Genomic DNA, 26,605 nt, shown 5'->3' on the forward strand with positions numbered 1-26,605 from the left:
GCCTTTACGTCGCTACCTCACGGGTCAAAATTTCAGACGGCGCCGAGCCGTGCTTTTTGGTTGCTACGGTCCGGAATCGCCTGCCAGCAGTGCTTGTTCGCGCAATACCCGCAACCGGACCGGCGAACCTGTTTCGAAAGTTTCCGCCATTTGAGGTCTACTGACGATAGAAGTCGGCCTCGGCATTCCATGCCGCAACCTCGCTCCAATTGAATTCCGCTTCGTTGATCCTATCCACGTTAATGCGGGTCATAGGTTCGGTGAATTCAGTTTGTTGGAGCAATTCGATCGGGCAAGGCATGTCTAATCGGGCTTCCATTTCGCGAGCGAAACGTTGGGCAAACGCTCCTTGGCTTTCGACGTAGAAGGACGGATTAGTGCGAACAATACCGTTCTTCGACGGCAAAAACTCGCAAAATCTAGCGTACGCGACGGCAAGCAGGTCAACGTGAATATTGTCGCGTACGTAGAGCGGGGTCTTAACGGAGGGCGTCTCACCCTTGTACCATGCTTGGATCAGGTAGTTGCAAAAACGGGGTTCTTCGAAGGGGCCGAACGGATTGGGAATGACAAATTTCCCAAGACTGAAGCCCATGGTCTCGCTCAGGAAGCGGAAGTACTGCCAGGTCAGCCCCTTCGATAGCCCGTACGGCGAGAAGGCCCGCAGAGGCTCGTTGCCGGCGCCCTCATCCTGCTCGAAAATTGAGCCGGTTAGGATGACACCCGAAAGACCTTTGTCATTCAAGGTTCGAAGCGTCGTACTCAGATTGAGCACGTTCTCGGATGTTGCGCGGAGTGCGTCGAAATTCGCGCTTCGGTAATCGTTTGTTTGTGATGCGTGATGACAGAACAGATTGAAGTGCCCCTGCGCCGCGACATCGAGGAAGCGTGCGGAACCGAAGGAACAATCGTGTACGACTTCAGCAACCTTGCTGAGTTTCGACACTCGCTGGCCACGAAGTCCCGAATAGTTGCTTGAGCGGAGAGGGGCGGTGACGCTGTGACCCCTTTCAGCCAGTGCTTTGGCAAACCAAAGCCCTGTGAAGGAACTAGCTCCAGTCAGCAGAATTCTCACGTCAGCCCCCGAAGCAGCTCCGTTCCGTGAAAGGTTGGACTGAAATCCGGCCAAGCCCTATCTTTCGAAGAAACTTCGACGGGCGTGTTGGGCCATTCAATATTGAAGCGAGGGTCATCAAATCGGATGCCCCGCTCCTGTTCCGGTCCATAAAATTCGCTCACCATATAGAATGCTTCGGTATCATCCGAAAGCGTCAGGAAACCGTGTGCGAAGCCTTTCGGCACCAAGAGCATCAGGCGGTTTTCGGCGGTCAGCTCGATGCCGAACCATTTTCCGAAAGTCGGAGAATCCGGTCTGATGTCGATGATCGCATCGTACAGTGCTCCGCGTACGCAGCGGACCACCTTGATTTCGGCGGCCGGCGGCAATTGATAATGCATGCCACGGAGCGTGCCGGCCTTCGCGCTGAGCGAATTGTTGATCTGAACGGCTGACATTGGAGCGCCCGCCGCATCGAATTCCTTCTGGCAGAAGAGCCGGGCGAAGAAGCCGCGATCGTCTCCGCGCTTGTCCAGTTCGATCGTGTAGGCGCCGAGTAGAGAGGTCTTGTGGAATTTCATGCGTCTCTCGAAGTCATTGCCAAAAGAGGTCGGCAGTAAGTCGTTCGTTTGCAATGTGCCCCTTCAGGGTACGAAGCCGCATCAAAGCGGAATCTCTGAAATCCCTGTCTGAAAAGTTCATCGTAGCGAGACCAGTGCAAAGATTTCGGACGGATTGTGCGATGGGCGTGGCGGGCACATGCGAAGGAGCAAGCTTCGCGAATAACGAGAAGTCCACCTGATAGGATCGTTTGTCGGGCGGTGCGTCCCGGTTGATGCTGACCTTAGTACCGGGCAATTCGGCTGCGACAACTTCCGCAAGCTCCTTCACTTGATAGTTGCCATTCGTGCTTCCCACGTTGACGAGGAGTACGTCGCCACCATTATCCGCGCATCTGCTAATGGCCCATTCGATGGCGCGTGCCATATCGGACACATCAATGAGCGGACGCCACGGCGATCCATCGCTCAGGACGGATATTTCCTTAGAGGCAAGTGCGTTTGCGACGAAGTCATTGAGCACGAGGTCCAGGCGAAGTCGGTCTGACATTCCACAGGCCGTGGCAAAACGCAGGCAGGTTACCGTCATGTTGCCGGCATTGTGGGACCGCAGCGCATTTTCCATCGCGACTTTGGATCGAGCATAGGCCGTGAGCGGATTGAGCGGGTCGCCTTCCCGACGAGGGCCACCCTCTGCTGCACCGTAGATGCTGCAGCTCGAGGCGAACACGAAGTTCTTTACGCCGCGCTCCGCGGCCATTCGCGCAAGCGCGATGCTCGCACGTTCGTTGATCGCCTCGGTTACGCTCTCGAATTCGGTGCCCATCGGATCATTAGAAATAGCAGCCAGGTGCACCACAGCGTCGACACCGTCTAGGAGCTCCGCCGGAAACCGCCGGATATCGCCGAAATGTAGTCGATCCAGGCGGGTTTCAGGCAGTGTTGCGGCGGCGGTGAGGTTGTGGGCGAAGTAGCCGCTGTCGAAGCCGATCAATTCGGCGGACGGAAGGGCCTTTCGCAGGTGCCGAGTCAGGACTGGGCCCACATAACCCATAGGGCCGGTGATCAGAATGCGCATTTTGAATGGTCCGTTCAATTTACCAAGTTTTCCATGGCGCCTTATTATTTGCCCAAAGATCTTCGAGGTAGCGTTTGTCCCGAAGTGTATCCATCGGATGCCAGAACCCGCGATGGAAGAAAACGCTCAGTTGAGCTTCCTCGGCGAGATTGGTCATGGGTTCCTTCTCCCAAACGGTGGCATCCCCCTCGATGTAGTCACCGACTTTTGGTGACAGCACAAAGAAACCCCCATTGATCCAGCCGCCATCCCCTTGCGGTTTTTCCTGAAAGCCGGTCACACGGTTGCCCTCGGATTTGATGGCCCCAAATCGTCCCGGTGGCTGAGTGGCGGTGACGGTTGCAAGACGTCCTTCTCGCTTGTGAAGTGCGATTGCCTCCGTAATATCAATGTCTGCGACGCCATCACCGTAGGTGAGACAGAACGCGTCATCGCTCCCGACGAAGGGCAGAATCCGCTTGATCCGGCCACCGATCATCGTCTGTTCGCCCGTGTCTATCAAAGTGACGCGCCACGGCTCAGCATGCTTGTGAAGCACCTCCATTCGATTTTCTCGGAGGTCGAAGGTGACGTTGGACTGGTGCAAAAAATAGTTCGAGAAATATTCTTTGATGACGTATCCCCGATAGCCGAGGCAGATGATAAATTCGTTGATGCCATGGCTCGAGTAAATCTTCATGATGTGCCAGAGGATTGGCTTTCCTCCGATCTCGATCATCGGCTTTGGTTTAACATCCGTCTCCTCGGCGAACCGCGTCCCGAGACCGCCGGCCAACAAGACTGCTTTCATACGGGTACCACCGTTCTACGAGACGTCGGGGCCTGGGTGACATACCAGGCGAATATGAATTGTAACTCCGAACTACACCAAGGGCCGGCTTCTAGCCAGAGGCCAAATTATTGAAATGCCCAAATGGTTTATTTAAAAAACGTGCGAATGCTGTTCCGAAAATGAGCATGAGGGATACTGAAGAAGTTCGTCCAGTTCACGTGACTAACAAATTGCGAGAAGTAATATCCTACCTCCAGCCAATGTAAAAGATCCTCATGGTTTCTGTTTCGCGAAAGCAGGATTCTCTACCTCAATCAAGGCAAAACCTTTTCTGAACACGCTGTGACGGACTAGATCGAGAAGCATGTGGGGCGGAGTCGGATCGTGCTTGCGGGTGAGCCGCACGCGCAGGGACCAGAGAGCTTGGCCCAGGATGGCGCCAACGTCGACCAATGCTGCGTAGGCGGGGCCATGGTTCTTAATGAAGTAGCGGCGGCGGGCTTCCAGCATGTATGGGGGGAGCGGCTTGGGCGATGAATTGACACCCGTGGACTGCCCGACAAGATGCACTACCCGGCTGGCCGGGACGTACCAGGTCGGCCATCCCTTTTGGCGGGCGTTGAAGCAGTAGTCGATATCGTCGAAATAGGTGTAGTAACCCTCGTCGAGCAGTCCGACTTCTTCGAGAACCCGCCGTCGGATGATCATGCTCGCGCCAGAGACCCAATCGGTGGGGAACGTCTCGTCACGAACAGGCGGTGCGACAATCCAAGGCCTCAGGAGCCGGGTGACGAGACCTAGCTTCAGGTTGGCTTCAAACTCGCTGAGAGGCGACTGGAAGCGAAACGCGGAGCGTTGCGGCGTACCGTCGGGATTTTCCAGCCGGCTGCCGGCCACGCCAACGGCCGGGCTATGATCCATGAAATCGACAAGGGCCTTGAAGGCGCCGGGGCGGACAATGGTGTCGGAGTTGAGCAGCAGCACGTAATCGGGCGGATCGGCACTGTCGAGCGCCGGGCGGATTACCGCGTTGTTGCCCCCAGTGAAGCCCAGATTAACGGGCAAGGCCGTGAGCGTACACCACGCGTCCCAGCCGTTGTCCTCGATGGTGACGCTCAATCGTTCGGCGGAATCGGCCCCGGTCCCGTTCTCGCAGAGCGCGACGTGAGCGCCCGGAACGCTGCCGATCTCGGCCGCGACCGAATGCAGGCAGTCGATGGTAAGATCGGTGACGCGGTAGCTGACGATGACGATGAGGAGTTTCACTGGGATAAGACCGATCTGCAGCAGAGGGAGATGCCGATTTGAATGTGTCAGTGCCAGGCCTGCGCACGCTCGGAGGGTGTCCAACCCGATCCCTATAGCATGATGGATTTACGCCAGACGAGGGGGGTGCGACAGCGGTGGTTAAACCGTCGCGTCGTTGAACTTCCCCGCGCGTGAGGCAGTTAGTGAAGGGCGGCGGCTCTTGCCCGGCAGCAGCCGCGCGCTAACAACGTCCCGTTCGGGCATGCACGCACCCGGCGCGATCCGTTCAGATCCCCGGCGAGGCCGTGCCCATGGGCCCCATCCTGCCCTCGAACCCCGGGCCTCGGGGCATTGGCTCTGGTGGCGCTGGTCACGTCCTCGATACTGCCGGTGGCCGAAAGCCGGCGGGCGGCACATCGGCTTTTCGTGATATCCCACACCATGCGTTGACCGTATTCCCAGCGGCTTAGCGGCGTAAACCTTTTCGATACCGGAACACAACAGGATCGACCATCGAGATCAATCCGGTTAACTGGGAGAGCGACGGGAATGCCGGACATGACGCCCCACAGCGGCGGATGGCGCCGGCCCGGCAGGGCAGGGGAATCGTGGCGCCGCGGGAGGGCCTGCGCCGGCGAACCGCCGCCACGACCCGGTGGCGGGCATGGACCGCCTTGGCTTGGTCGTCGGCCGGGTCTCAGGTTGCCCTGATGTGACTAGCCTAGATTGTGCGCCGTGCGGTAAAACCGCGCCATCGCGCGATAAATCGTCCGAACCTTTACCGCAACCGATGATTGGACTTCACGATGACGTCGAGAATGGACCGCAGAACCTTCCTGCAGGGCGTGAGCGTCGCGTCCTTGACCTCGCTGCTGCCGGCCAGCGAGATTGCGGCGGCGCCCGCGCCGTTGGCGGCGGCTAGGTCAGCTTCATCAACCACCAACAAGAAGCTGCAGGTGAACTTCAATTTCCTGCAGACGGGAGGGGATTATCCTTTCTTAAATCACCTTAAGACAGCTCAAGCTTGGTCTTTTGTTGATAGCTCTGCACGTCCCACCTCACCGGCGCCGAATACATTGGATAGCGATGGTTATCCACTAACGCTCTCAAACGGGGGGCTAACTACGGTCTTCTTTATTCCTTCTCAAGATCCGATGAAGGGGCGTCCCGGCCGCTACGTTGTTACTTGGGAAGGCGACGGCACCATTAGTACGCCGGGCACCGCAGTAAGTGGCGCAAAGAGCGGGTTGAATGGTCGCTACGAGTTCATCCCGAGCAGCACGAGAGTTGTATTCTCCATCACCGCGACGAATCCCGCGAATAGGATTCGAAACATCAAATATTTTCACGTGGCCGACGAAGCTCGGATCAAAGCCGGGGAAGTCTTCGCAGTAGACTTTAAACAACGGTTGGCCGACGCAAATTTCGGAGTTTTCCGTTTTTTGAATTGGCAGAACGGTAATTTCTCAAATGTCACAACATGGGCGTCGCGGAAGCCAGTCTCGTATGTTTACTACGCGGGATATGAGCTACGTGGAAGTATATATGCTGGGATCACGACTAACCAGGGGGACAATTACTCAATTTCGTTTGGCTCTGGGGCACCCAACGACAAGCAAACAATTACTGTGCTTTTCAATGCAAACGCCGCGACGACTACTCCAACGCTCAATCTAAACGGCGCTGGGGCTGTTCCCATAAGAAACCAGTTTGGATTGCAACTGGACACCACCGAGAAGCCCAGCCAGCGTTACGCGACCCTCGTCTATGATCGCTCCCTCGGAGTTTGGCTGAAAAAAGGGGGCGACGCGTCTGGATTCAACCAGGGTCTGGACAATGGTGTTCCTCTGGAAATTTGCCTCCAGCTTTGCGTTGAGATGGCCGTTCATCCCTGGTTTGTCACACCTTATCTCGCTGTTGATCCCGCTACAGATTTTATCGCTGGTTTGGCTGCGTATTGCAAAGCAAAAGCGCCAGTTTGGATGGTGCCTCGATTTGAGGTTGTCCCCAACGAATGTTGGAACAGCGTATTCTGCGCAACACAAATTGGATATCTCAAAGCAAAGATTCGCTGGCCCACGGGCGGATCATACAACATCCACAACTGGGCTGGCATGGTCGGCTCGATCGGCGGTCAGGCTGTTAGCGCCGTGTACGGTAACGATGGTTCGAAATATCAAACCATCTGCGGCGTGCAGCAGTCATCTGAGCCTTCCGCAAGCCGTGACCGCTTAGCCTCCTCTGCCTACGTCGCTGACGGCGGTACTGCGGCGAGTAAGTGGATTACGCACGTCGCACCCGCCTGCTATTTCGGAGCTTCGTACTCTTGTGCTCAGGAGGTTGCTGCAGCCTACAAATATTCGTTGGCCGACACTGCTATGCGAGCACAGCTCGCTACGGATTTTGTGAACAGTACACTCGTCACTGTAAATTCAAACAACGCGACGGGGCCAATAACAGTCAAGATTGCATCGTTCACAGCTTGGAAGACGTGGGCAGCCGGCTTTGGCGTAAAGCTCACCGCATATGAAGGAGGATGGTCGCCGGACTATCCGGCTACGGATTCCAACTCACCTATCTCAGGAGCAACGAAAGGCAATCAGTGTGTGCTTACCTTGGCTACGACTAATGCTCCAAACAACTCTGCTAGCAAAACCGGCACCGGTGCTGTGCCAGGCATGATGCTCAAGATTACAGGTGTCAATGGCATGGTGGAGCTGAATGGAAATACCTACAAAGTCATATCGGTTAACGGAAACAGCGTGACAATAGACGTCAATAGTTCAAGTTTCGCTCCGTACACCTCGGGTGGCACCGCGTCGTATCAGGGCGACGCTGTAAATAGGACAGCGTTGCGAAAAGCATCGAAATCCTCAAATGTTCTCCCTATCGCGTGGAAGCAGTTCTACACGGGCTTAGCGGGATTGGGCACGGAGTTTCCCTCGGTTTTTCAGTTCGCTGGTGCTGACAATAGTTGGTCTGTGCTCGATCCGGACATTTACTCATCGTCAACCTCCCAACAATGGAATGCCATCTTGACATTTGGCCGATAGTTCCTGGGCGGCACAGTCCCTCTAGGAGGTAACTCAGACGACCCTGCCTTTGGTGGGACGTTCGCATTGATTCTTCAATTGTGTCCTTACCTTAAGGGTGTCGTTCACCTTTCGTTGGAGGCTTACATGTAGTATCAACAGCCTGTCCTTGACCGGTTGCATTGGCCTTTTTGAATGACTGGCAACATCTTCAGCTATTTTGTCCTCTTCGCTTGGCCTGCTGTAGTTATATTCTTGTTTGTTTCGCGCCCTCAAAATCAAGCGCTTATATGGAGTGTCCTTGGAGCGCAATTGATTTTGCCCGAAGTTACGTCCTTCAAAATCGAGATGCTTCCTGCTCTCGATAAGAATTCCGTGGCGGTTATTGCCCCTGCATTGGCTTGTACAATCCTCGCTAGCCCGAAGGTGCGCCAAAATAACCAATGGGGTTTGACCGAGTTTTTATTGGCGACCTATCTGGTCTGCCCTCTTGTCACTTCATCGTTTAACGGCGAGCCGATAATACTCGGTTCAAAAATTTTACCCGCGGCAGGTTATTACGATGCAGTCTCCGCTTCAATCATTCAGCTTCTAAATCTGCTGCCATATCTTCTTGGCCGACGATTGCTAGGAGCTAGTCCCGACACCGAGCAGATTTTGAGGGCCTTGGTTCTGGCGGCCCTCTTCTATTCTCTGCCAATGCTGCTCGAGATACGGCTTAGCCCCCAACTTCATCATTGGATTTATGGAGTATTCCAGTCGTCGTTCGTAAACGAAGGGCGTCTTGGGGGCTTTCGGCCGACAGTATTTATGAAGAATGGTTTAGCTGTCGCTTTTTTCTTGCTGACCAGTCTCATTGCAGCAGCAATGTTCTGGAGAATAAGGAGAACCGTCTTCCATTTAGCTCCCGGGTGGTTTGTTCTGTATCTAGGTGTACTCCTCGTTCTTTGCAAAGCTGTTGGAGCGTTGGTTTATGGTTTGATCCTTGTTCCTGTCGTTCGGTGGATCCAACCAAGACGTCAGATTCAGATTGCGATGGCGTTAGTGCTTATTGCGCTTTCGTACCCGATTCTGCGCGCCTATGACTTTTTTCCGACGGACTCGTTAGTTGAAACTGCCAAAGAATTTAGCGTGGATCGCGCCGCATCTTTGAAAACTCGTTTCGATCAGGAACAGCAACTTCTTGTGCACGCCTCAAGCCATTTCTTTTTTGGGTGGGGACGCTTCGGCCGAAGCCGAGTTTATGACGAATACGGTAAGGATGTCACTCTGTCGGACGGCCGATGGATCATAACCATGGGCACATTCGGGTTTATGGGATTCCTTGCGGAGTTCGGGCTTCTGGTTCTTCCGGTGCTGAGAGTTGCAAGCGCGTTCCATCGCGTCAAGACCTACCAAGAGCAGTCGCTATTGGCGGCTCTCACGTTGATAGTTGGCGTCAGTTGTATCGAACAATTGCCAAACGACTCCTTGGGTCCATGGATGTGGTTGATTGCTGGTGCGCTTGCTGGAAGGGCCGATGTCTTGCGAAGGACGAAGAAGCCTGGCATGTCGCATGCGATTCCGGTTGCTCCAGCTAGTCAAGTGATGTGAGGGCGCAGCATCCGTTTGTCGCATTGTAGTCACACCAGAGCGAGCGAAGGTCCTCAGTAAGCATGATCAATCGGCATTCGACTTCGTTTAGGCATCGCGTTTTTCTGGCTGGCGCATGGAGCGTGTCTGGCTACGCACTCAGCACCATAATCCGATTTGGAACAAACCTTTTGATGACTAGGCTGTTAGCGCCTGAAATGTTCGGGGTGATGTCAATCGCAACCACAGTAATGGTCGGGCTGGCAATGTTTTCCGATGTCGGACTGAAGCAGAGTGTGGTGCAGAATTTGCGTGGCAGCCAAGCTGACTTTCTCAATACCGCTTGGGTAACTCAGATCGTACGCGGATTTGTGCTTTGGCTGTCGGCTGCGGGTGTTGCGCTTATGATCTTAGCGTTGAATCGCGCAGAATTATTGGCTTCTTGGAGCGTTTACGCCTCGCCAGATCTTCCCTATGTCATTCTCATTGCCGCGACCACTGCCATTTTTGCAGGATTCGAATCCACCAAGTTATTTGAAGCTAGTCGGGATATATCGCTAGGTCGCGTAACCTACATCGACATCGGCTCACAATTAATTGGACTAGCAATTATGCTGGCATGGGTAAGTGTCGATCACTCGATTTGGGTGCTCGTCGCCGGCGGCGTGTCATCGAGCTTAAGTAGAATGATCCTGAGCCATGTCTGGCTCCGGGGTACTTCAAATTCGTTCTCGTGGAACTCGGCTGCATTTTCGGAAATTGTGAAGTTTGGCCGGTGGGTTTTTCTAGCTTCGATTCTGGGATTCTTCGTCATAAACGGGGACAGGCTTCAAATTGGTGCGCTTGTTGATAGTAAGACCTTCGGCGTCTATGTAATCGCAGCTCTCACCTTTGGTGCGATCGAACAAATCTTCGTAAAAGTGATAAGTGACGTATCGTTTCCGGCCTTGAGCGAAATCGCGCGGCAGCGCTCCACGGAGTTGCGAAGAAAGTATTATCAGTTTCGACTATTGTTTAGTTGTCTCGCAAATGTCAGTGCGGGCGCTCTGCTGGTATGCGGAGCTGCGCTCGTCTCAAAAATGTATGATCATCGCTACATGGATGCCGGGTGGATGCTGCAAACGCTCGCGCCATGTCTCCTTGCCGCTCCGTTTCAAGTCTCTTCACAATGCTTCGTGGCCGTCGGAGACTCTAGAGCGCTGTCGCTTCTTGCAGCTGTTCGCTTCGTTGCCCTTTTCGCGTTCCTAACTTCAGGGTTCTGCTTGGGTGGATTGCAGGGTGCCTTGTGGGGGATTGTCTTGAGCAGGCTGTCCAATTTGCCACTTACGTTTTATTATAAAGCGAAGCATAGCATTCTGGACGTCCGGATGGAGGCAAAGCTGCTGTTGTTCATGATCCCCGGTGTAATCGTCGGTTTCGGAATAGATCGTCTGATCGCCAAATAGGGCTAGCGGCTCCGATGCCTGAATATTGATGGAATATTAGATGAAGCTTTCTATATGTGGATCGTTTGGATTCGGGAACGTCGGGGATGAAGCGATACCTCTGGCAATAGCTGATCTTGGACTCAGCCTGGGTGTTCTAATTGAACCTATAGTGATTGGTCGATATGACGAACCGGCACTGGCAGAGGTAATCGGTTGGTCAAATCGCGATAAGGAGCGTCGCGAGACGTTGCGCGGAGTGCCACTGGTGTTCAGCGGTGGGGGAATCATCGACAGTACTCCCAACGCAGTTCTGTTTCGATGTTCTAAACTCTTGGAGCGCGGGTATGCCTCTAAGGCGAGCGTCTTTGGCGCTTCAGTGGAAGCGGGTGTTAGTTACGACTGGCGTTGCAGGTGGCGTCTCAAACGCCTGTTGAGAAGTATAGGCGTAGTCTACACCAGAGATGATCTGTCGAACAGAATGCTAAAGTTGATTCTTCCGCAGATAGAAGTGAAGACGATCGGAGATTTGGTGCTGTGGTTGAAGCCGAAATTTGATGAGAAGATCTGCCTCCCGACGCGATACATTGCCGTTAATCTTGCTCAGAGATGGAGCGGTGATCCCGCTTGGCAGCAATGGATTGTAGTGGAGTTGGCGAGCCTGTCGAAGCTCCTCAATCTGGGGATTGTCTTTGTTCCGATGACTGGCGAATACGATGACGATCGTATCGAGCATCGCCTTATAGCTGAGAAGCTCCGGCTCGTCGCGCCAGAAATCGAAGTCCAATGTCTCGAAGAGACGTTGAATCCTCGGCTCGTCGCAGGCATTTTTGCGAAAGCGGAGCTTGCCGTTTCTATGCGGTTGCATGGCTGCGTGATTGCTTTTGCTCAAGAGACCGCATGCGTGGGCATTGGCTATCACCCAAAGCTGTTTGGCTTCTTCGAGACGGTAAACCTTACAGGCGCAATCATCCCTACAAGCCCGCCTGCCATTCAAACAAAAGGAATATACGGCTATTCCTTCGCAGATTTAGGAGTAAAGGATGGGGACTTGGTCAGAGCTGCCCAGGACTCATTGAGTGAGATCGATTTCTCCATGCTATCGGTCCTAAAGGAGCGCTCGGCGGCGGCTTTTCTGGATATTCTTGGTCTAGCCAAATCCACTGCGACGTCAACGCGCAACGTGCTCAGGGTATAAAATGCGTGTCACCTTTGTTTTGCCTACTGTCGAGTTCAGTGGCGGAATCAGAGTTGTCTCAGTTTATGCCAGAGAGTTAATGAAAATGGGGCATCGCGTTTGCCTTGTCTCTCCGCCTCCAAAGCGGCGCTCGTTTTGGTCAAGGTTGATTGGCGATAAGCATGGCGAGAGCGAACAAGCAAGATCGTTTTTGGACGATGAGATCTTTGATCATCGGGTTATCGATCGGTGGCGACCGATTCGCGACGAAGACGTGCCTGACTCCGATGTTGTAATTGCTACTTGGTGGGAAACTGCGGAATGGGTCAATGCATTAAGTAGAAGCAAAGGGGCCAAGGTCTATTTTATCCAGCACCATGAAGTCTTTCCATATCTTCCGGTAAATCGATGTAGGGCGACTTATCGTTTTCCAATGCATAAGATCGTAATTGCTCGCTGGCTTAAGGAAACGATGAGTGCAGAGTATGGCGATAACAGTGCCGACCTTATTCCCAATAGTGTTGATAGGTCGCAATTCTTTGCCGCACCAAGAGGTAAGCAGTCAGTGGCGACGGTGGGTGCTCTTTACTCTGTCGCGCCGTTTAAGGGATTCGATCTAACCTTGAGAGCAGTCGCGCAGGTCCGAGAAAGGGTTCCGCATCTGAGGTTTTGTGTTTTTGGGAGCGCTTATCCGGTCGAGCGATTGGCGCTGCCGTCGTATACCGAATTCCTTCACTTACCGTCTCAAGATGATATTCGTCGTTTGTATTCAAGATGTGATGTCTGGGTAACGGCTAGCCGGACTGAAGGCTTTAATCTCCCCGCGATGGAAGCTATGTCGTGCGCCACTCCAGTTGTTTCTACGCGTACCGGTTGGCCTGAAGAGGCGATAGTATCTAAGTGGAACGGCATTTTAGTCGATGTTGAAGACGTAGAAGGTCTAACCCGCGGAATCGAATGGGTACTTTCGTGCGATGAATCGGCTTGGATGACGATGTCTCGAAATGCACAGCAAACCGCGGGCGAAGGATCTTGGGAAAAAAGTGCCCGACTATTTGAGAGTGCGCTTATGAGGGCGATTATGAGATCCCAACACGGAGAGATATAGCGCTTTTGTAAGACGCTGCTTACCATAGATATCGGCGGAAAATTTTAAGCTCGGACAGATTTGCCACTATAACCAGGAGTTAGTCGATTCAACTCCATCGATGCGAGAAAAATTGCAGAAGGTAGTGCCACTAGGCAGGTTTGCCTTTGTCGATGCGCTGCGCGGCTTGGCTGCGCTTGCTGTTGTGCTGTTTCATGCGCTAGAGGGTGGGCACATTCCAACGCTTGAGGAGGCTATGCCGGTCTGGCTGAAGTTCGTCTTGAGCCATGGTAACGAGGGTGTTGCCGTCTTCTTTGTGCTAAGTGGATTTGTGATTGCGCACTCGTTGTACGCTGTACGGGTGACGATCCCCATTTCAATTAGGTTTATGGCGCGCCGGTCCATCCGTTTAGACCCTCCATACTGGGCGGCCATTGTCGTAGCAATTGCGTTCGGGATGGCGTCCTCCATCATTGTGCCTGGGAAGATGCTGTTTGATGTGTCGGCGGCCCAACTGCTGGCGCACCTTTTTTACCTCCAGGACATCCTAGGCTATCACAGTCTCAACACGGTTTTTTGGACGCTGTGTTTGGAAGTTCAGTTCTATTTGCTGTACGTCGCGATGCTGCTTATAGCTCGGAATAATCCGGACTTGCCACACCAAGGTCGAGTAGCGCCTACGATCTTGACCGTTGCGATGATCGTTAGTCTGCTTTGGCCGACGAGAGTTGTGACGTCCCCTTTTGGGAACGGATCATTTCTGCCTTTCTGGCACGGCTTTCTCATAGGCGCGTTGGCGTATTGGTCATGGCGAAATCGTAACCTCGTCCCGTTACTATTTGCCACCATCGCAATACTTGTGGCGTTTACGAATTGGAATCCGTTCTCCATCTGCTGTGCCATTGCTGCGTTGTCCCTTTGGGCGGCTGCGTGCTCGGGCTCCATAAAAACGGCCCTCGACTGGAAATGGCTTCAATTTCTTGGAACGATCTCCTACTCGCTTTACCTTATCCACAATCCGATTACCGGAGCCAGCTTTCGAGTTGGGTACATGATTACTGGACATGCTTTCTGGTGGGAGCTCATATGGTGGTCTCTGTCACTAGTGGCGTGCATTGTGGTTGCGTATGCCATGTGGTGGCTTGTCGAGCGCCCGAGTATTGGCATGGCGCGTCGACTTAAGCTTCTTCCAGGGACTTCAAATAGTGCAGGCTGAGATGCGAGCTCGCTTCGTTGCTAGGCTCGGCATTCTCGCTACCTTGGAAAGGAAGCTCCACCGATCATTCCGATCGCGACGAGCCCAAAGCCGCAAGCGGCAATAACCTTGCCGCGCCATGGAGTGAAGTATTGATCTCTTCGAAGCTTGATGACGCGGTCAACGCAGAGAAACAATGCGGAAGCAATGATCAGCCCCAGCATTACTGAAAGAGAGTGAGAATAAATGGATCCCTCCAGGCCGAGGCGGGAGAATGCTGCGTTTATGACAAAGGTCGCAATCCAATGATTCAAGTACATTGGAAATGAGATGCCGCCGAGGAATGACAATACCCGGGAATGCGGCCCTCGTTGAGCGAGGAGCATGACAATGCTGATTGCTGTTGCCGGAGCGCCTATCCTATAGGGCACAAAATCCCTATAGGTCGCGGCGAAACAAGATGTGGCAATGACGGCTAGTGATCCGATGGCCCATCTCCGAGAGTGCCAGTCTCCAATTTTTGCGCGGATGACTGCTGCGAGAACGCCCAGAGAAATGGACCCGAAATAGCTCCACCATGGGCTTGCCATTGTAACGGCCGCGATCGCGCACCAGAACCAGACCGACCGTCCGAAGCGGATTGGAACGGTTATCAGGAATGGCGCTAGCAGGTAAAATTGTTCTTCGGCGCAGATGCTCCAAAAATGATTCCCCGTTCCCGAGAGGGGCATCTGGCTTACAGCGGTGCTTAGCTGAGGTGGACCAAAAAAATTGTAGACGAAGGTGAAGTCGTAAAAGACGAACTCGAACCATTTCAGCGTGATGTTATCTTTGAGGAGGCTCGCGATCACTAGCAATGAAATCGCGAGAGAATAGGGAATCCAGATACGAGCGGCCCGATGAAAATAGAACCGCGGAAGGTCTTGTTTCGATCGCAGCAATATTCCGCCGATCAACCATCCGCTCAGCGCAAAAAAGACCTGAACTGAAAAATCTCCAGCGTAATACCAGATGTGTGCGCCGGAATGCGAGAACGCCACCATCGAAGCTAGAACAATGCGTAGTACGTCAAAAGCAGGAAAGTATTCTGATTTCTCTGTCTCGGCTTTTTCAGACATGCCAACCAAAAGTTTGCGTTACCCCAAATGAGGGCTTGAAAGGCGTCCGTTCTAGCTGGGTTCTAGATCCAGTCTAGTCTGAACTTGGCCTGATACCCAGATGCGTTGATGCGTTCACGTAAGGCGTTGGTCGCTTCCAGGAGGGAAGGCTGCTGCGTTTCGTGCGTCTCGACAATCGCCAGATCAATCAGGTCCATTGCTCTCGTATCGATCAGGCGATTGACCACCGCTATTTCGGCGCCCTCAATGTCGATCTTGAGCAACCGGACCGGCTTGTTAAGGGAAGTCACGAACTCGCTCAGATCAATGCATTCGACCTTGGTGTGCCGAGCGCTGGATGGGCTTTCGTGAACGAACGACGAGGCGACGGTTGATTCCAGGTCGTCCCAGTTTTCATGGGCGTTTGGGCTGTTCAAGACCAGTGAACATTTTCGATCCATCACACCCTTGTGGAAGCACGAGACGTTGGGCGTCAGTGAAAAGCGCTTGCGCAGAACCGAGAAGCAAAGTGGATCGGGTTCGAACGCATAGACGGTCGCACCGGTCCGCGCGAAAGATGAGGTAACGTCTCCCACATTGGCGCCGCAGTCGATCAAGACGTCGCCATCCCTGATATTGATCTCCAGTCCGATGGGGGCGAGGTAAAGCTTTGGGTCCAATCGGATCTTTTGTTGAATGCGTTCCACAGCGCCATTGTATCGAATGGAGCGTCTTAGAAATTTGTTCAACTGCATGCTTCCGCCTGTCGAATGGGCATCGTCGGAAAAGACATCATTGTCTGTTGGTTTCGGTCTCACCAAAGAGCATAGCGTAGCCCGAAATTGGCCCGCTACCAAAAACCGCGCCTAGCAATCGGTCCACCGCGGCCGGATAGGATTGCGACCGATCCAGAAATTGCAGGGAGAGCGACTGGCATTCGGCCCAGATCTGGCTGCGCAATGCAGCCGATTCGATCAGCGCGACGATCGCTTTGACGTAGCTTCCGACATCATCCGTTTCGGCGCGAATGGTCGCCGGGCCGATCACATCGAAGGCGTTGGCGACCTGGCTGGTGATGACCGGAAGGCCCGACAAGACCGCCTCCGCACACACCTGGGGCATCCCCTCGGTGAAGTCGCTGCGGGTGGGAACGATCGCGGCATGCGAGGCCGCGTAGACCCCCAGCAGCGCATCGCGTTCCAGCCGGCCGTGAACGTTGATCAGGTCGCCCAGCCGTTCCTGTTCGATGATCGTTCGGAGTTCGGGCAGGGCAGGGCCGTCGCCGCAGATCTCGAAGACGACCTTGACCGGCGCGACAGCCTCGAGCTTCGCAGCCATCTGCGCGATGTCCAGTACGCCCTTGTTCCGCTCTGCGCGCCCGACAAAGACGATGCGGAAGGGGCCGGCCTCATAGGGGAGCGCCTGCCTGAAGCCATCGGGTCTGAACTGGCAGCGATACTGGAAGAACGGTGTCCGATAGCGCGATTCCGAGACAACCTGCCGCTCGCATTCGGGCGAAACGCCGATGGCGCCGGCCGCCGCAAAGCGGAAGAACAGGCGGTTCAGGGCGCGGATGATCCGCGGAACCGGCCCCGCAGGAGGAAAGCCGGCGGGCCACAGCACGTTGTGCAGGTTGACGGCAACGGGGATTCGCAAGGCGCGAAACAGCATCAGAACGAAATAGTGGGTCGATCCCGAATCGATGATGGCGACGTCTGCCCCGAAGCGGGCTGCGCGAAACGCGAGATAGGCTCCGTAGAGAATCTGCGAGAGATGAAACAGCAGTCCCCCGCGGTTCCGGAGCGGCTTGGGCCGGTTTTCCATCGCGATGGTTTCATCCTCCAGCCGATCCACCTTGACATGCGAGGAGATCGCAAGGGTCTCGATCTGGCACGCCCTGCAGTAGGCGAACAACTGTTCGGAGAACGCGATGCTGGTCTCGTTGATAGCTTGGCCGGCGATCTGCCGCTTGCGCGCGCCAACGATATCTCCTGGTCCCAGCGCGGTGAACAGTCGCAGCCCGCTTTTCATCGCCTCGCCTCCAGCTTGGGTTCCAGCGCTACGACAATGCCCCGCCACGCCCGCCGGGGCCCCCCGCGCGGCGGCGCCGGAGCGGCGGAACTGGGTAAATTTCTACTGTGCATGGGGTTGTTTTCGATATTTTTGGAGATCGGAGGCCCGGGCCGAACGGGGCGTGGTCCGCGGCCGGCCCAACGAAGAGACCATGCTCATCGGGTCGCCTCCAGCCATGGCTCCAGCGCCACGCCGATGCCGTCGTCGACCATCCGCTGGCGATCGGAGGCCGGCTTCCAGCCGAGCTCGGCCCTGGTGCGCGCGCAGTCGAAATAGGCCTTCTGCGTGCGCGATTCCCAATCGGCATAGCTCGGCCGGCGGATCCGGTCGGGGTGCTTGACCAGCACCTTCACCGCCCATTTTGCCAGGTCCGACAGGTAGAACTTCCAGATCGGCTGATGAATGATCGTCAGTTTAAGGTCGCCGCGCTGCTGCAGCTCCTGCAGGTAGTCCCGTGCCGTCAGCAGCGGCTCGTCGACCAGATTATAGCTCTTGCCGTCAATGCCCGGCGCATCGAGCGCGCGCACCAGCGCCGCGGCGACGTCCGTTACCAGCACCAGCGGCAGCTTGTTGCGCCCATCGCCCCACACCTCGCAGACGTTCTCGGAAAAGCGGCCGACGCCCCAGTGGAACGGGCCACCGCCGCGGCCGATCACGATGCCCGGCCGCAGGATCACTAGCGGCAGGCGCCGGCTTCGGCTCATGTCGGTCAGGATCTCCTCGGCCATCGCCTTGGCGCGCGCATAGTAATTGCGTCGCCCGATCGCAGGGTCGAGCGGCGTCGCCTCGGTGATGGCGCCGGCCTTGGCGCCGGCGTAGTAGGAATCGATCGTGCCGGTATAGATCAATCGCTTGATGCCGGCGGTGAGGCAGGCCTCGCCGACCAGCCGGGTCGGCTCGACGTCCCCGGCCAGGTATTCGTCCCAGGTTTTGCATTGCGCATGGGCGAGGTGGTAGACCACCTCGATCGCCCGCAGCGCGCTGTCGAGGTCGGCGCGCTTGCCAACGTCGCCGCGCACGATTTCGAGGCGGTCGAAGCGGAATTCCTCCAGCGCCAGCGCCGATCCCCGCACCATCGCGCGGACGCTGTGGCCGGCGGCGAGCAGCTGACGGATCAGTTCCTTGCCGATAAAGCCGGCGCCGCCGAGAACCAGAACCGTCGGTGCCACGGCAAGATCGGGCCGATCTGTGGCGTTGGTGAACTCCTGCGCCGCAACTGAGGTATCGATGCCAGAAGCTTCGATGACCTTAAGGCATTGTGCGATCACCGCGCGGCCGGTGTCGCCGGCAATACGAACATCCAGCGGCTGACGGTGGCGTATTGCGGCATAAAACGCCGCAGTACTGTCCTGGATCGAATTCTGGTAAGGGTTGCCGCGTCGAACTAGCTTCAGCTTTCCAAAAACATACCGTCCGAGCACGGCAAGCGCCTGCGCGCGCAGCTGAGCGGCCACCGCACGGCTCCGTTTGAAGCGATCGAAATCAACGTCCAGCGGGGTACGCCTATCAACTACGCAGGTATCGGCATCAAAATCGAGCAAGGCCGATCCGAACAGGCCTCGAACGTAGATCGTCCGCTGAGGAAATCCCGGAGAGAAATTGATGTTGATATCGACGGCGGTACGCCCCGCGGTCGCTCGCATACGCCAGCGGCGAAAAATGCTGCCGCGGTTAGGTAGTGTTACCTTCCGGTCGGCGATGACGGATGCCTCCTTTAGCTCGCCCACAAGATCCAGCATCGCAGACAAAAGATGAGGACCGGTCTCAAGGATGACATTTCCGGGATTGCGCAGCATCCAGCTATCAAATGGGCCGAAACGAATTTGCCCCAGTTCGTAGAAATGGTTGAACGTTATATGATCGATGAGCCCAAGCTCTTTGGAATGGACGAGGTCGCGCAAGCTCTGGAATGCTGTCGAAAACAGAAAATTGTGGCTAACGCCTAGATACAGGCCCCGCTTCTCGGCGAGCGCGACCAAATCCTCGGCATCTGCCGTTGAAGTGCACATCGGCTTTTCGAGGAATACGTGGACGCCGGCCTCGAGCGCCTCCTTTGCTTGCGCGTAGTGAAGATCGGGCGGCGTGAGGATGTGGACGCAATCGACTCGTGCGGACTCGAGCATCTTGGAAAGGGAATCCCAAGCGTGAGGGGCGTTCCAAGCATTAGCGAAGGTTTCAGCTCTCGCAAGGTTTGCGTCACAGGTCGCAACTAGTTGCACGTCGGCAACTTCAGCTATCGCCCGTGCGTGAAATTGCGCAATGTAACCGGTCCCCACAATCGCCGTACGCAGGGGATCCCGGTCGCTTGTATTTACGGGCATCGGTCCAAATTCCTTATCATCGATTCCATCTACTTGTGTTCGATTAGTCGGGGGCGGCGTCCCAACAGCCGATCACGCCAAAATTGGGTCACACCAATCCCCTCAGGAAAACGCGCTAAGATCTGGAAGGAGGCGAGGCACATACGATCAGACATAGAGCCCTTAGCCTTGAAAAACAGGCGCGCCAGCTGCATCGGATAGACTAACCAGAAGATCCATCCAATTTGGGGATACCGGAGTGAGACTATGGCTAATCCCAATGGTAGCAAGAGGGCCCAGGCGATTGCACGCCGCGTCTCACGAACAAAGTGACGTTCTGGAGCAGAGCCATGCAAATCAGCCCCCTGCGCAAATGCATATCCCGCACGCCTGGTCCTTCGCCACCACTGAATAAAGTGTACCATCGAGGCATCGTGGAGTGCCATTTCGTCAGGGAGTCGCCAGATGCGCCAATTAGCTCGCCGGATTCGAACGCATAGCTCGTCTTCCTCAGCTGCAATAACGTCCTCGCGATAACCTCCAACAGCTCTAAGTACATCTGCGCGAAGCAGTACGTTACCAGCGAAGGCAAGAATCTCTCCGGTGGGGCGTTTCCATTCCTGGTCACAAAGCCAGTTGTACACAGACCGGTCTGGATGCCGCTCTCGAAGCAAGCCACACACGGCAGCAACGCCATCCTCGGCATCGAGGAACGTCACTGCTGCTTCGAGCCATCCATTGACGAGCTCGCAGTCGCCGTCCAAAAACTGAACGTAGACCACCTCGGGCAGAATTGTGAGAAGCCGAGCAAAGCCTGCGTTGCGGGCGCGCGCTGCGGTAAATGGGATGCTAAGATCAAGTTCAACGACGTCAGCTCCAAAGGTGCGCGCCTTTGCAACCGAACCGTCCACCGAGCCCGAGTCGACGTAAACTATTGTGGCCTTTCCAGACACGGAGCGTAGGCAGGTAACGAGCCGCTCTCCTTCGTTACGGCCGATGATGATTGCGCCTAGCCTTTTGGGATAGGCAGAAATGGTGCGAACGGATGTCTCGATCAAATTGCAATCCCGTCAAAGCAAATAGAGCGCATTCTGAAAAACCGGCCACTCGGACCTCTGTCGGTTTCAGCCGAAAACAAGATACGATGGCTTTTGCTGAGCTATCATCTCTCAGAAGAAATCGCACCATTTTCGCCATTCTTAGTCAATTTTCCTGGGTAACCTACAGCCACTCCAAAAGACGCAACATCATGCAGAACAACGGCGTTGGCGCCAATTCGGGAGTGAGATCCAACAATGATCGGACCGAGCACCTTTGCGCCTGCTCCAATATCTACATGGCCGCGAACTTCTGGAACACCGCCACGACCTCTGCTGCCAAGCGTGACCTGATGAAAAATCAAACAATTCACCCCGATTTTGACGTCGGGATGAATAACAATTCCGTTGGGATGGGGGATCAGCAGACCTCCGCCAATCTCACAGGTGAGAGGAATTTCTGCACCTGTAACTATGCTCCAAAAGCGATGTCTAAGGGCAATTAGCTTGCAGCAGATACGGCCCAAAATCCCGCCTCGGGCACGCCAGTACTGATAGCGTCGAAGCGTCCGGAGCAGCTTGCGACCGGGATCCCAAAATCCGTTCGGAACCTCTCGGGACCAATCTGGCATTTCAGCGCTTATTAGTCTGTCAGACGTTGAGTTCAATTGTGTCGCCCGTGTTAAATTCAGCAACAGTAGTTGACGCGAGGACCAATGCCAAAGCTTTCCAATACTTTGGGCTTGACAATATTCTTAACTATCCCGTTCGGTTCATGTTTTCGAGGAGATCTCATGTAAGAGCCTGCGCCGAGGGTATCAAAGTCCCCTTCAGATTCGTTGTAAGCCATAAATAAAGAAATTTCTCGCCTAGTCCCATTATCGAGATTAATTATGGGACTCCGATGCGCTTTCGAAGTGTCTGGTAAACGTGGTATCGATCTGGTCTCTAAAGCTTTTGATTGGTTGGCATTTTTTAACTGTTCGCGCGAGATTAAATTGAAACTTCCTTCAGCGGTTTGCTTTTCCTCCCAGCGCCCTCTTCAAAAAATTGTAGAGTCGAAAATCCTTGGCGCCGGTGAAAAAATCAACGAGGTTGCGCGGCAGGTCTATGGCCTGCTCGGTCTGCCCGTCGACGCCATCGATTTTAGGACACTAATGGAGACGATGGATGCCGCCGTCGCCCAGCGCGAGGCATTTCTGATCTCAACCCCGAACGTCAACTTCCTCCTTAAGAGCCACCGCAACGCAGCCTTTCGTGCCAGTATCCTCCACAGTGACCTCTGTCTCGTGGACGGAATGCCGCTGATATGGATCGCGAAACTCCTTCGCGTGCCGATCCGTGAGCGGCTCGCCGGTAGCGATCTGTTCGGCAGGCTCAAGGCAAGGGCCGACCGGCCGCTGCGTGTGTTCCTGTTCGGCGGAACTGGCGATCTCGCCGTACGGGTCGGAGTCAAGCTGAACCTCGAGAAGTCCGGCCTCGAATGCGTTGGCGCGCTCAATCCAGGCTTTGGCACCGTCGACGATCTCAGTTCCAGCGAAATCATCGAGACTATCAATCGCAGCGGAGCTGATCTTCTTGCGGTTTTTCTGAACGCCGAAAAGGCCCAGGCATGGCTTCTCCACAATCACGCCCGCCTGACCGTTCCAGTCCGTGCCCAATTCGGCGCTACCATCAATTTCGAGGCGGGAACTGTGAAGCGGGCGCCCCAGCTCCTCCGTAGTACCGGTTTTGAATGGCTGTGGCGCATCAAGGAAGAACCCTATCTTTGGCGCCGCTACTGGAGTGACGGCTGCTCCCTCTTGGGCCTCCTTCTTTTTAGTGTACTTCCGCTTGCAGTTGACGCTGCCCTGAATCGGCCGCGCGACAACCTTTCGGTGCAGTTCCGCGATGGCGGTGACCATGTCACGATCAGTCCGATTGGCTCGGCAGCCGGCGCCGATGTCGAAAGGATCGTGCCTCTGATCGATCGCGGTCTCGTGGCCGGAAAGCCGATCAAATTCGACCTCTCCCGGACATCCCATATCGACGGTCGATTTTTCGGCGTTCTGCTCGCGTTGTCGCGTGAACTGGCCAAGATGGGTCAGTCGCTCGATGTTTCGGGAGTACCGCCCCGTCTTGAGCGCTTGTTCCGCTTGAACCGGTTCGAGTTTTTGCTAGCTAGTGACTAGCTGTTCGCCGCTATTTTGCGTGCAAGGATTATGTGAGCAAACGATGTCGAATTCTCATGCGGTAAAGTCCCGTTCCGTCCGCAGATCCGTGAAGCTGTCGGCGGTCTCACTCCTCGCGCTGCTGCTCGGTGCGTGCGGTTCACCCGAACAACGCGCCCAAGAATACTATGAAAGCGGCATGGCCCTGACCGCCAAGAAAGATGACCTCGGCGCGAGGCTCGAGCTTCTCAAGGCCGTGAAGTACAAAAGTGACAAGGTGGAAGTCTGGAGGGCCCTGGCCGGGATCGATGAGCGCACGAAGTCGAGCTCGTTGTTTCTCGATCTGCGAAGGATTGTTGAACTCGATCCAAAAGATACCGACGCGAGAGTGAAGCTCGCGAGGATCATGGTCGCCGGTGGAGGCGCGGAGCCGGCAATCAAGATTCTAGATGCCGCCAACGAAGGTGATAAGCCGAATGCCGGGTTACACGCGGTAAAGGCCTTGGCCTTGGTGAGGATGAACGATTCCGCTGGCGCAGTCCGCGAGGCCCAACGCGCTTACGATATCGATCCCACCAACATTGATGCCGTTACCTTGCTCGCCTCCAAGAAGCTCGCTGACGGCGATAGCGGCGCCGCGATCAAGATGCTTGACGCGGTTCCTTCGGAGGCTCAGGAAGGCGACCGATTGCGCGCGACACGCTTGCGGATCGACATCCTCCTCAGGAAGGGCGATCTTGCGGAAGCGGAAAAGCTGGTGCGTCAGCTTGTAGCTGACTATCCGCAAGAAACCTCAACTCGCCTTCAGCTCATCCAGATTCTTACAGCCGAACGAAAATTCGATGATGCCGAGAAGGAATTGCGGGCGCGTGTCGCATCCAGTCCGACGGATAGCAAGCTTGAGCTTGACCTTGTTCGCTTCCTGAACACGTTCAAAGGTGCTGACGCGGCACGGGCTGAATTAGAGTCTCGGATTAAATCCGGCGGCGACGTGTTCGACTACAGATTCGCGTTGGCCGAGCTCAATTTCATAGGAAATCGCCAAAATGATGCGATCTCGGATTTGCAGAAGCTGGTGTCAGAGACCGGCAACGGCGACCAGAAGTTGAAGGCGCAGGTCAGGCTCGCCGAAATGTTGACTGCTAAGGGCGACAAGGCCGCGGCAGAGCCCTTGATCGCGGAAATTCTCGCGAAAGACCGCCGCAATTCCGGCGCGCTTCGCCTGCGGGCCGCTTTCAGCCTCGACAAGGGACAGACGGATAGTGCCATTGCGGACCTGCGCGAAGCGCTTGCAGACCAGCCAAAATCGCCCGAATTGCTGATTGCTCTTGCGCTCGCGTATGAGCAAGGCGGGAAGCCTGAGCTAGCGGACCGCCAATACGCGGAAGCCCTGAAGAACTCCAGCTCAAATGTCGAGGTTGCCCTAAGATATGTCGCTTTCCTTCAGCGCCGGAACGATGCCGTGCGAGCCGAGGACGTTTTGACGGACGTTGTAGCTCGATACCCCGGTAATCTGCAGGCGCTTTCTTCGCTCGCACAGATCAAGCTCAGTCGTCAGAATTGGGATGGTGCCCTCGCGCTTGCGCAGACCATTGCCGCTAATAAGGATGGTCGTGTCGTTTCTGACCAAATCAAGGCCGCAGCATTTGCTGGCCAGCAGCGCATTGGCGAGAGCATCGCCGCGCTTGAAGACGCCCACAAGGCCGCGCCGGATGCGATCCAGCCGGCGGTTGCGCTGGCATCTTCCTATATTCGGGCCGACCGTGCTGCCGATGCGGCGACTGTCTTGCAGGAAATGAACAAGCGTTTTCCTGATAATGCGGAGCTTTGGGTCATTCTTGGCCAGACGAGACTGGCGCAGAAGAAAGACCAGGAAGCAGTCATTAGTTTCCAGGAAGCGATCAAGCGGAAGCCAAAGGATCCGTCCGGCTATAGCGCTCTGTCGGATTATTACATCCGTGTCAAGAATTACGATGCTGCCGGCACCGTCTTGCAAACCGGCTTGAAGGAGAATCCTCAAAACATGGCTCTGAGGATGTCATCCGCGAGCCTTCAGATCTTGAAGAATGACAATGCAGGAGCGATTTCCCAGTACGAGTCGATTTTGAAGGAGCAGCCGCAGGCGCAGTCTCTGATCGTGATCAACAATCTTGCCAGTCTGCTCCTCGATACCCGGTCCGATAAAGAAAGCCTGGACCGAGCTGCTGCATTGGCGGAAACGCTGAAAGCGTCAAATGTACCGCAGTTCCAAGATACGCTGGGATGGGCACGCTTCAAGAAGGGCGACATCAAGTCGGCCATCGCCATTTTGGAGCCATCGGCGGCGAAATCGCCGAACCTCTCTGCGGTGCATTATCACCTGGGTCTCGCCTACGCCGCGGACGGTCAGGCTCAGAAAGCCAAAGAGGAGCTGGAGACCGCCGCCAAGCTCGAGCCGGATGGCAGCGAGCTCAAGAAGAACATTCAGGATGCTTTGAAGACGCCCTAATTTCCGTGCGGGAGGACGAGGAAATTGTGGGTCGCAACGAACAGTACGCTGTGGGAATCGGCAGCGCCGGTGCCTGATACCGTCGGGGTTCCGCTCAATGGATCAAAGATCCTCGTTCCTGTGCTGGCGAAGCGATGTTGGTAGCGATAGCTAAACTGCAAGGATACGTCCCGTACGGGATTGTAGCCGTAAGTTGCAGAGACTGAAGCGTAGTCAGTTGTCGTCCCGGTGATCTGCCGGTTGCCACTGGCCGAGATTGTCAGGTTTTCGCGGCTGTTGATCAGATAGTTCACGCTCGCGTTAACGATGTCGCGTTTGACCAAAGAACCTACTATGCTCGGTCCAACAGACTGACTGGCACTGAGCGAGAGCGTCGCGGTCTTCATGAATTTGTAAGTGAGAATGGCATCGCCAATCCAGTCGAGGGTAGTACTACCGAGTGGGCTGCTCGAAGTCACTCCGCCTATCGCCGACGTCGAAACGCCGCGATCAGTTACCAGATAAGCAGCGCCGATATTGCCCCTGAAAGAAAGCAAAGAGGACAGGGCGGTGTCTACGCCTACCTGATTACGAAAGATGCTCACCTCAGTGCCGAATGTATTGTCGTAGGCGAGCAACTCGGCTTCGGACGATAGGCTGAGACCAGTCGTGGGACCAACGCCGTGTCGCCAGGATCCTCGCGCCAAAGTATCAGTAAATGCAGTCCCACCACTCGAAGGCTCGTAATATGTGCGAGTTGATGTCGCGAATAAATTGATGCTGTCACGGGCGTTAAGCGATCGATCGATTCCGCCCCTCGCCGTGAACCGGTCTATCGAGCCTGCTACGGGTAAAACGACGCCCAGATCGTTCAACAATGCCAATGAAGTGTTCTGCTGCGTCCAGATGGCGTCGACGAATTCTTTGTCGAAGCGGTTCTTCCCGAACTGCTCGTAGTGAGCCTTCGCCCCGTACGAAAGAAACTCCGAGGACGTTCCTTCGGCGCCTGGTCCCCAGTACTTTCTGTAAGAGCCATCGCCATCGAGGACGAGCTTGGAGGTGGGAGTTAACGCCTCGGCGGTCCCCGTGATTGTCGAGTACGAACCGACGGAGCCGGCTGGAGATGATCTCAAGAACTGGTTGCTGTTGAGTTCAATCGTCTGACTTTCCGAGGTGCGGAGCGACCAATCCCACGCGAAAGCGGTCGTCGGTGTAAGCCCGAGCGACATCGAGACCGCGATCGCAATCCTCTTCACAGTTGGTCCCGCCCCGGGTGCAC

At 55.3% G+C, this 26,605-nt stretch carries 20 protein-coding genes; 9 read left to right on the top strand and 11 right to left on the bottom strand.

The window, feature by feature from the left end; genetic code table 11:
• Positions 1–157 precede the first annotated feature (157 nt).
• From BRA1417_RS0113490 to BRA1417_RS0113510, 5 genes are all read right to left on the bottom strand, one after another.
• A complete protein-coding gene (locus BRA1417_RS0113490; protein WP_027516202.1) occupies positions 158–1,075 on the bottom strand; it encodes an NAD(P)-dependent oxidoreductase in 918 nt (305 codons plus the stop codon).
• Entirely contained in the window at positions 1,072–1,638 is a 567-nt protein-coding gene (gene rfbC, locus BRA1417_RS0113495) for a dTDP-4-dehydrorhamnose 3,5-epimerase (protein ID WP_027516203.1), read from the bottom strand. The genes BRA1417_RS0113490 and rfbC overlap by 4 nt, the downstream gene beginning before the upstream one ends.
• 13 nt (positions 1,639–1,651) lie before the next feature.
• Entirely contained in the window at positions 1,652–2,695 is a 1,044-nt protein-coding gene (locus BRA1417_RS0113500; RefSeq protein ID WP_027516204.1) for an NAD(P)-dependent oxidoreductase, read from the bottom strand.
• A 19-nt stretch (positions 2,696–2,714) separates the two neighbouring features.
• Entirely contained in the window at positions 2,715–3,485 is a 771-nt protein-coding gene (gene rfbF / locus BRA1417_RS0113505; protein ID WP_027516205.1) for a glucose-1-phosphate cytidylyltransferase, read from the bottom strand.
• A gap of 255 nt (positions 3,486–3,740) precedes the next feature.
• On the bottom strand, positions 3,741–4,733 hold the full coding sequence (locus BRA1417_RS0113510) for a glycosyltransferase family 2 protein (RefSeq protein ID WP_027516206.1): 993 nt from the start codon (positions 4,731–4,733) through the stop codon (positions 3,741–3,743).
• Positions 4,734–5,533: 800 nt separating this feature from the next.
• On the opposite strand from BRA1417_RS0113510, the gene BRA1417_RS44005 reads away from it, so the two are divergent.
• The 6 genes from BRA1417_RS44005 (at position 5,534) to BRA1417_RS0113540 (ending at position 14,223) form a co-directional block, all read left to right on the top strand.
• Complete coding sequence (locus tag BRA1417_RS44005) at positions 5,534–7,768, top strand: ubiquitin-activating E1 FCCH domain-containing protein (protein WP_156948732.1); 2,235 nt, start codon at positions 5,534–5,536, stop codon at positions 7,766–7,768.
• Positions 7,769–7,942: 174 nt separating this feature from the next.
• Positions 7,943–9,340 carry an FUSC family membrane protein gene (locus BRA1417_RS40380; protein WP_051448333.1) on the top strand — a complete coding sequence of 466 codons (1,398 nt, stop codon included), beginning with the start codon at positions 7,943–7,945 and terminating at the stop codon, positions 9,338–9,340.
• 62 nt (positions 9,341–9,402) lie between these two features.
• A complete protein-coding gene (locus tag BRA1417_RS0113530) occupies positions 9,403–10,764 on the top strand; it encodes an oligosaccharide flippase family protein (RefSeq protein ID WP_084462221.1) in 1,362 nt (453 codons plus the stop codon).
• A 40-nt stretch (positions 10,765–10,804) separates the two neighbouring features.
• A complete protein-coding gene (locus BRA1417_RS42730; RefSeq protein ID WP_084462222.1) occupies positions 10,805–11,941 on the top strand; it encodes a polysaccharide pyruvyl transferase family protein in 1,137 nt (378 codons plus the stop codon).
• A gap of 1 nt (position 11,942) precedes the next feature.
• On the top strand, positions 11,943–13,028 hold the full coding sequence (locus tag BRA1417_RS42735; RefSeq protein ID WP_084462223.1) for a glycosyltransferase family 4 protein: 1,086 nt from the start codon (positions 11,943–11,945) through the stop codon (positions 13,026–13,028).
• A gap of 112 nt (positions 13,029–13,140) precedes the next feature.
• Positions 13,141–14,223, top strand: coding sequence for an acyltransferase (locus BRA1417_RS0113540; protein ID WP_027516211.1), 1,083 nt, complete (start codon positions 13,141–13,143; stop codon positions 14,221–14,223).
• Positions 14,224–14,261: 38 nt separating this feature from the next.
• Here BRA1417_RS0113540 and BRA1417_RS0113545 read toward each other — a convergent pair whose 3' ends face one another.
• The 5 genes from BRA1417_RS0113545 to BRA1417_RS0113565 form a co-directional block, all read right to left on the bottom strand.
• Positions 14,262–15,320, bottom strand: a complete 1,059-nt coding sequence (locus BRA1417_RS0113545) for an acyltransferase (RefSeq protein ID WP_027516212.1) — start codon at positions 15,318–15,320, stop codon at positions 14,262–14,264.
• 62 nt (positions 15,321–15,382) lie between these two features.
• Positions 15,383–16,054, bottom strand: a complete 672-nt coding sequence (locus BRA1417_RS40385) for an FkbM family methyltransferase (RefSeq protein WP_051448335.1) — start codon at positions 16,052–16,054, stop codon at positions 15,383–15,385.
• Positions 16,055–16,091: 37 nt separating this feature from the next.
• The gene (locus BRA1417_RS0113555; RefSeq protein WP_198034826.1) at positions 16,092–17,153 is read right to left on the bottom strand and encodes a glycosyltransferase family 4 protein; all 1,062 of its coding nucleotides are present in this window, start codon (positions 17,151–17,153) and stop codon (positions 16,092–16,094) included.
• 374 nt (positions 17,154–17,527) lie between these two features.
• Positions 17,528–19,693: a Gfo/Idh/MocA family oxidoreductase gene (locus BRA1417_RS0113560; protein WP_084462224.1), complete on the bottom strand. Its 2,166-nt coding sequence runs from the start codon at positions 19,691–19,693 to the stop codon at positions 17,528–17,530.
• 29 nt (positions 19,694–19,722) lie between these two features.
• Positions 19,723–20,730, bottom strand: a complete 1,008-nt coding sequence (locus BRA1417_RS0113565) for a glycosyltransferase family 2 protein (protein ID WP_245286222.1) — start codon at positions 20,728–20,730, stop codon at positions 19,723–19,725.
• A gap of 86 nt (positions 20,731–20,816) precedes the next feature.
• On the opposite strand from BRA1417_RS0113565, the gene BRA1417_RS46250 reads away from it, so the two are divergent.
• The 3 genes from BRA1417_RS46250 (at position 20,817) to BRA1417_RS0113580 (ending at position 25,347) form a co-directional block, all read left to right on the top strand.
• The gene (locus tag BRA1417_RS46250) at positions 20,817–21,215 is read left to right on the top strand and encodes a hypothetical protein (protein ID WP_371259988.1); all 399 of its coding nucleotides are present in this window, start codon (positions 20,817–20,819) and stop codon (positions 21,213–21,215) included.
• Positions 21,216–21,626: 411 nt separating this feature from the next.
• Positions 21,627–22,880, top strand: coding sequence for a WecB/TagA/CpsF family glycosyltransferase (locus BRA1417_RS40390; RefSeq protein ID WP_198034827.1), 1,254 nt, complete (start codon positions 21,627–21,629; stop codon positions 22,878–22,880).
• 88 nt (positions 22,881–22,968) lie between these two features.
• A complete protein-coding gene (locus BRA1417_RS0113580) occupies positions 22,969–25,347 on the top strand; it encodes a tetratricopeptide repeat protein (protein ID WP_027516217.1) in 2,379 nt (792 codons plus the stop codon).
• On the opposite strand, the gene BRA1417_RS0113585 is transcribed toward BRA1417_RS0113580, so the two are convergent.
• Positions 25,344–26,582 (bottom strand): hypothetical protein, encoded by a 1,239-nt coding sequence (locus BRA1417_RS0113585; protein ID WP_156948733.1) that lies wholly within the window; start codon positions 26,580–26,582, stop codon positions 25,344–25,346. The genes BRA1417_RS0113580 and BRA1417_RS0113585 overlap by 4 nt on opposite strands.
• Positions 26,583–26,605 lie beyond the last annotated feature (23 nt).

Origin of the sequence: Bradyrhizobium sp. WSM1417 (assembly GCF_000515415.1) — a bacterium.
In the GTDB taxonomy this organism is placed as follows: Bacteria; Pseudomonadota; Alphaproteobacteria; order Rhizobiales; family Xanthobacteraceae; genus Bradyrhizobium.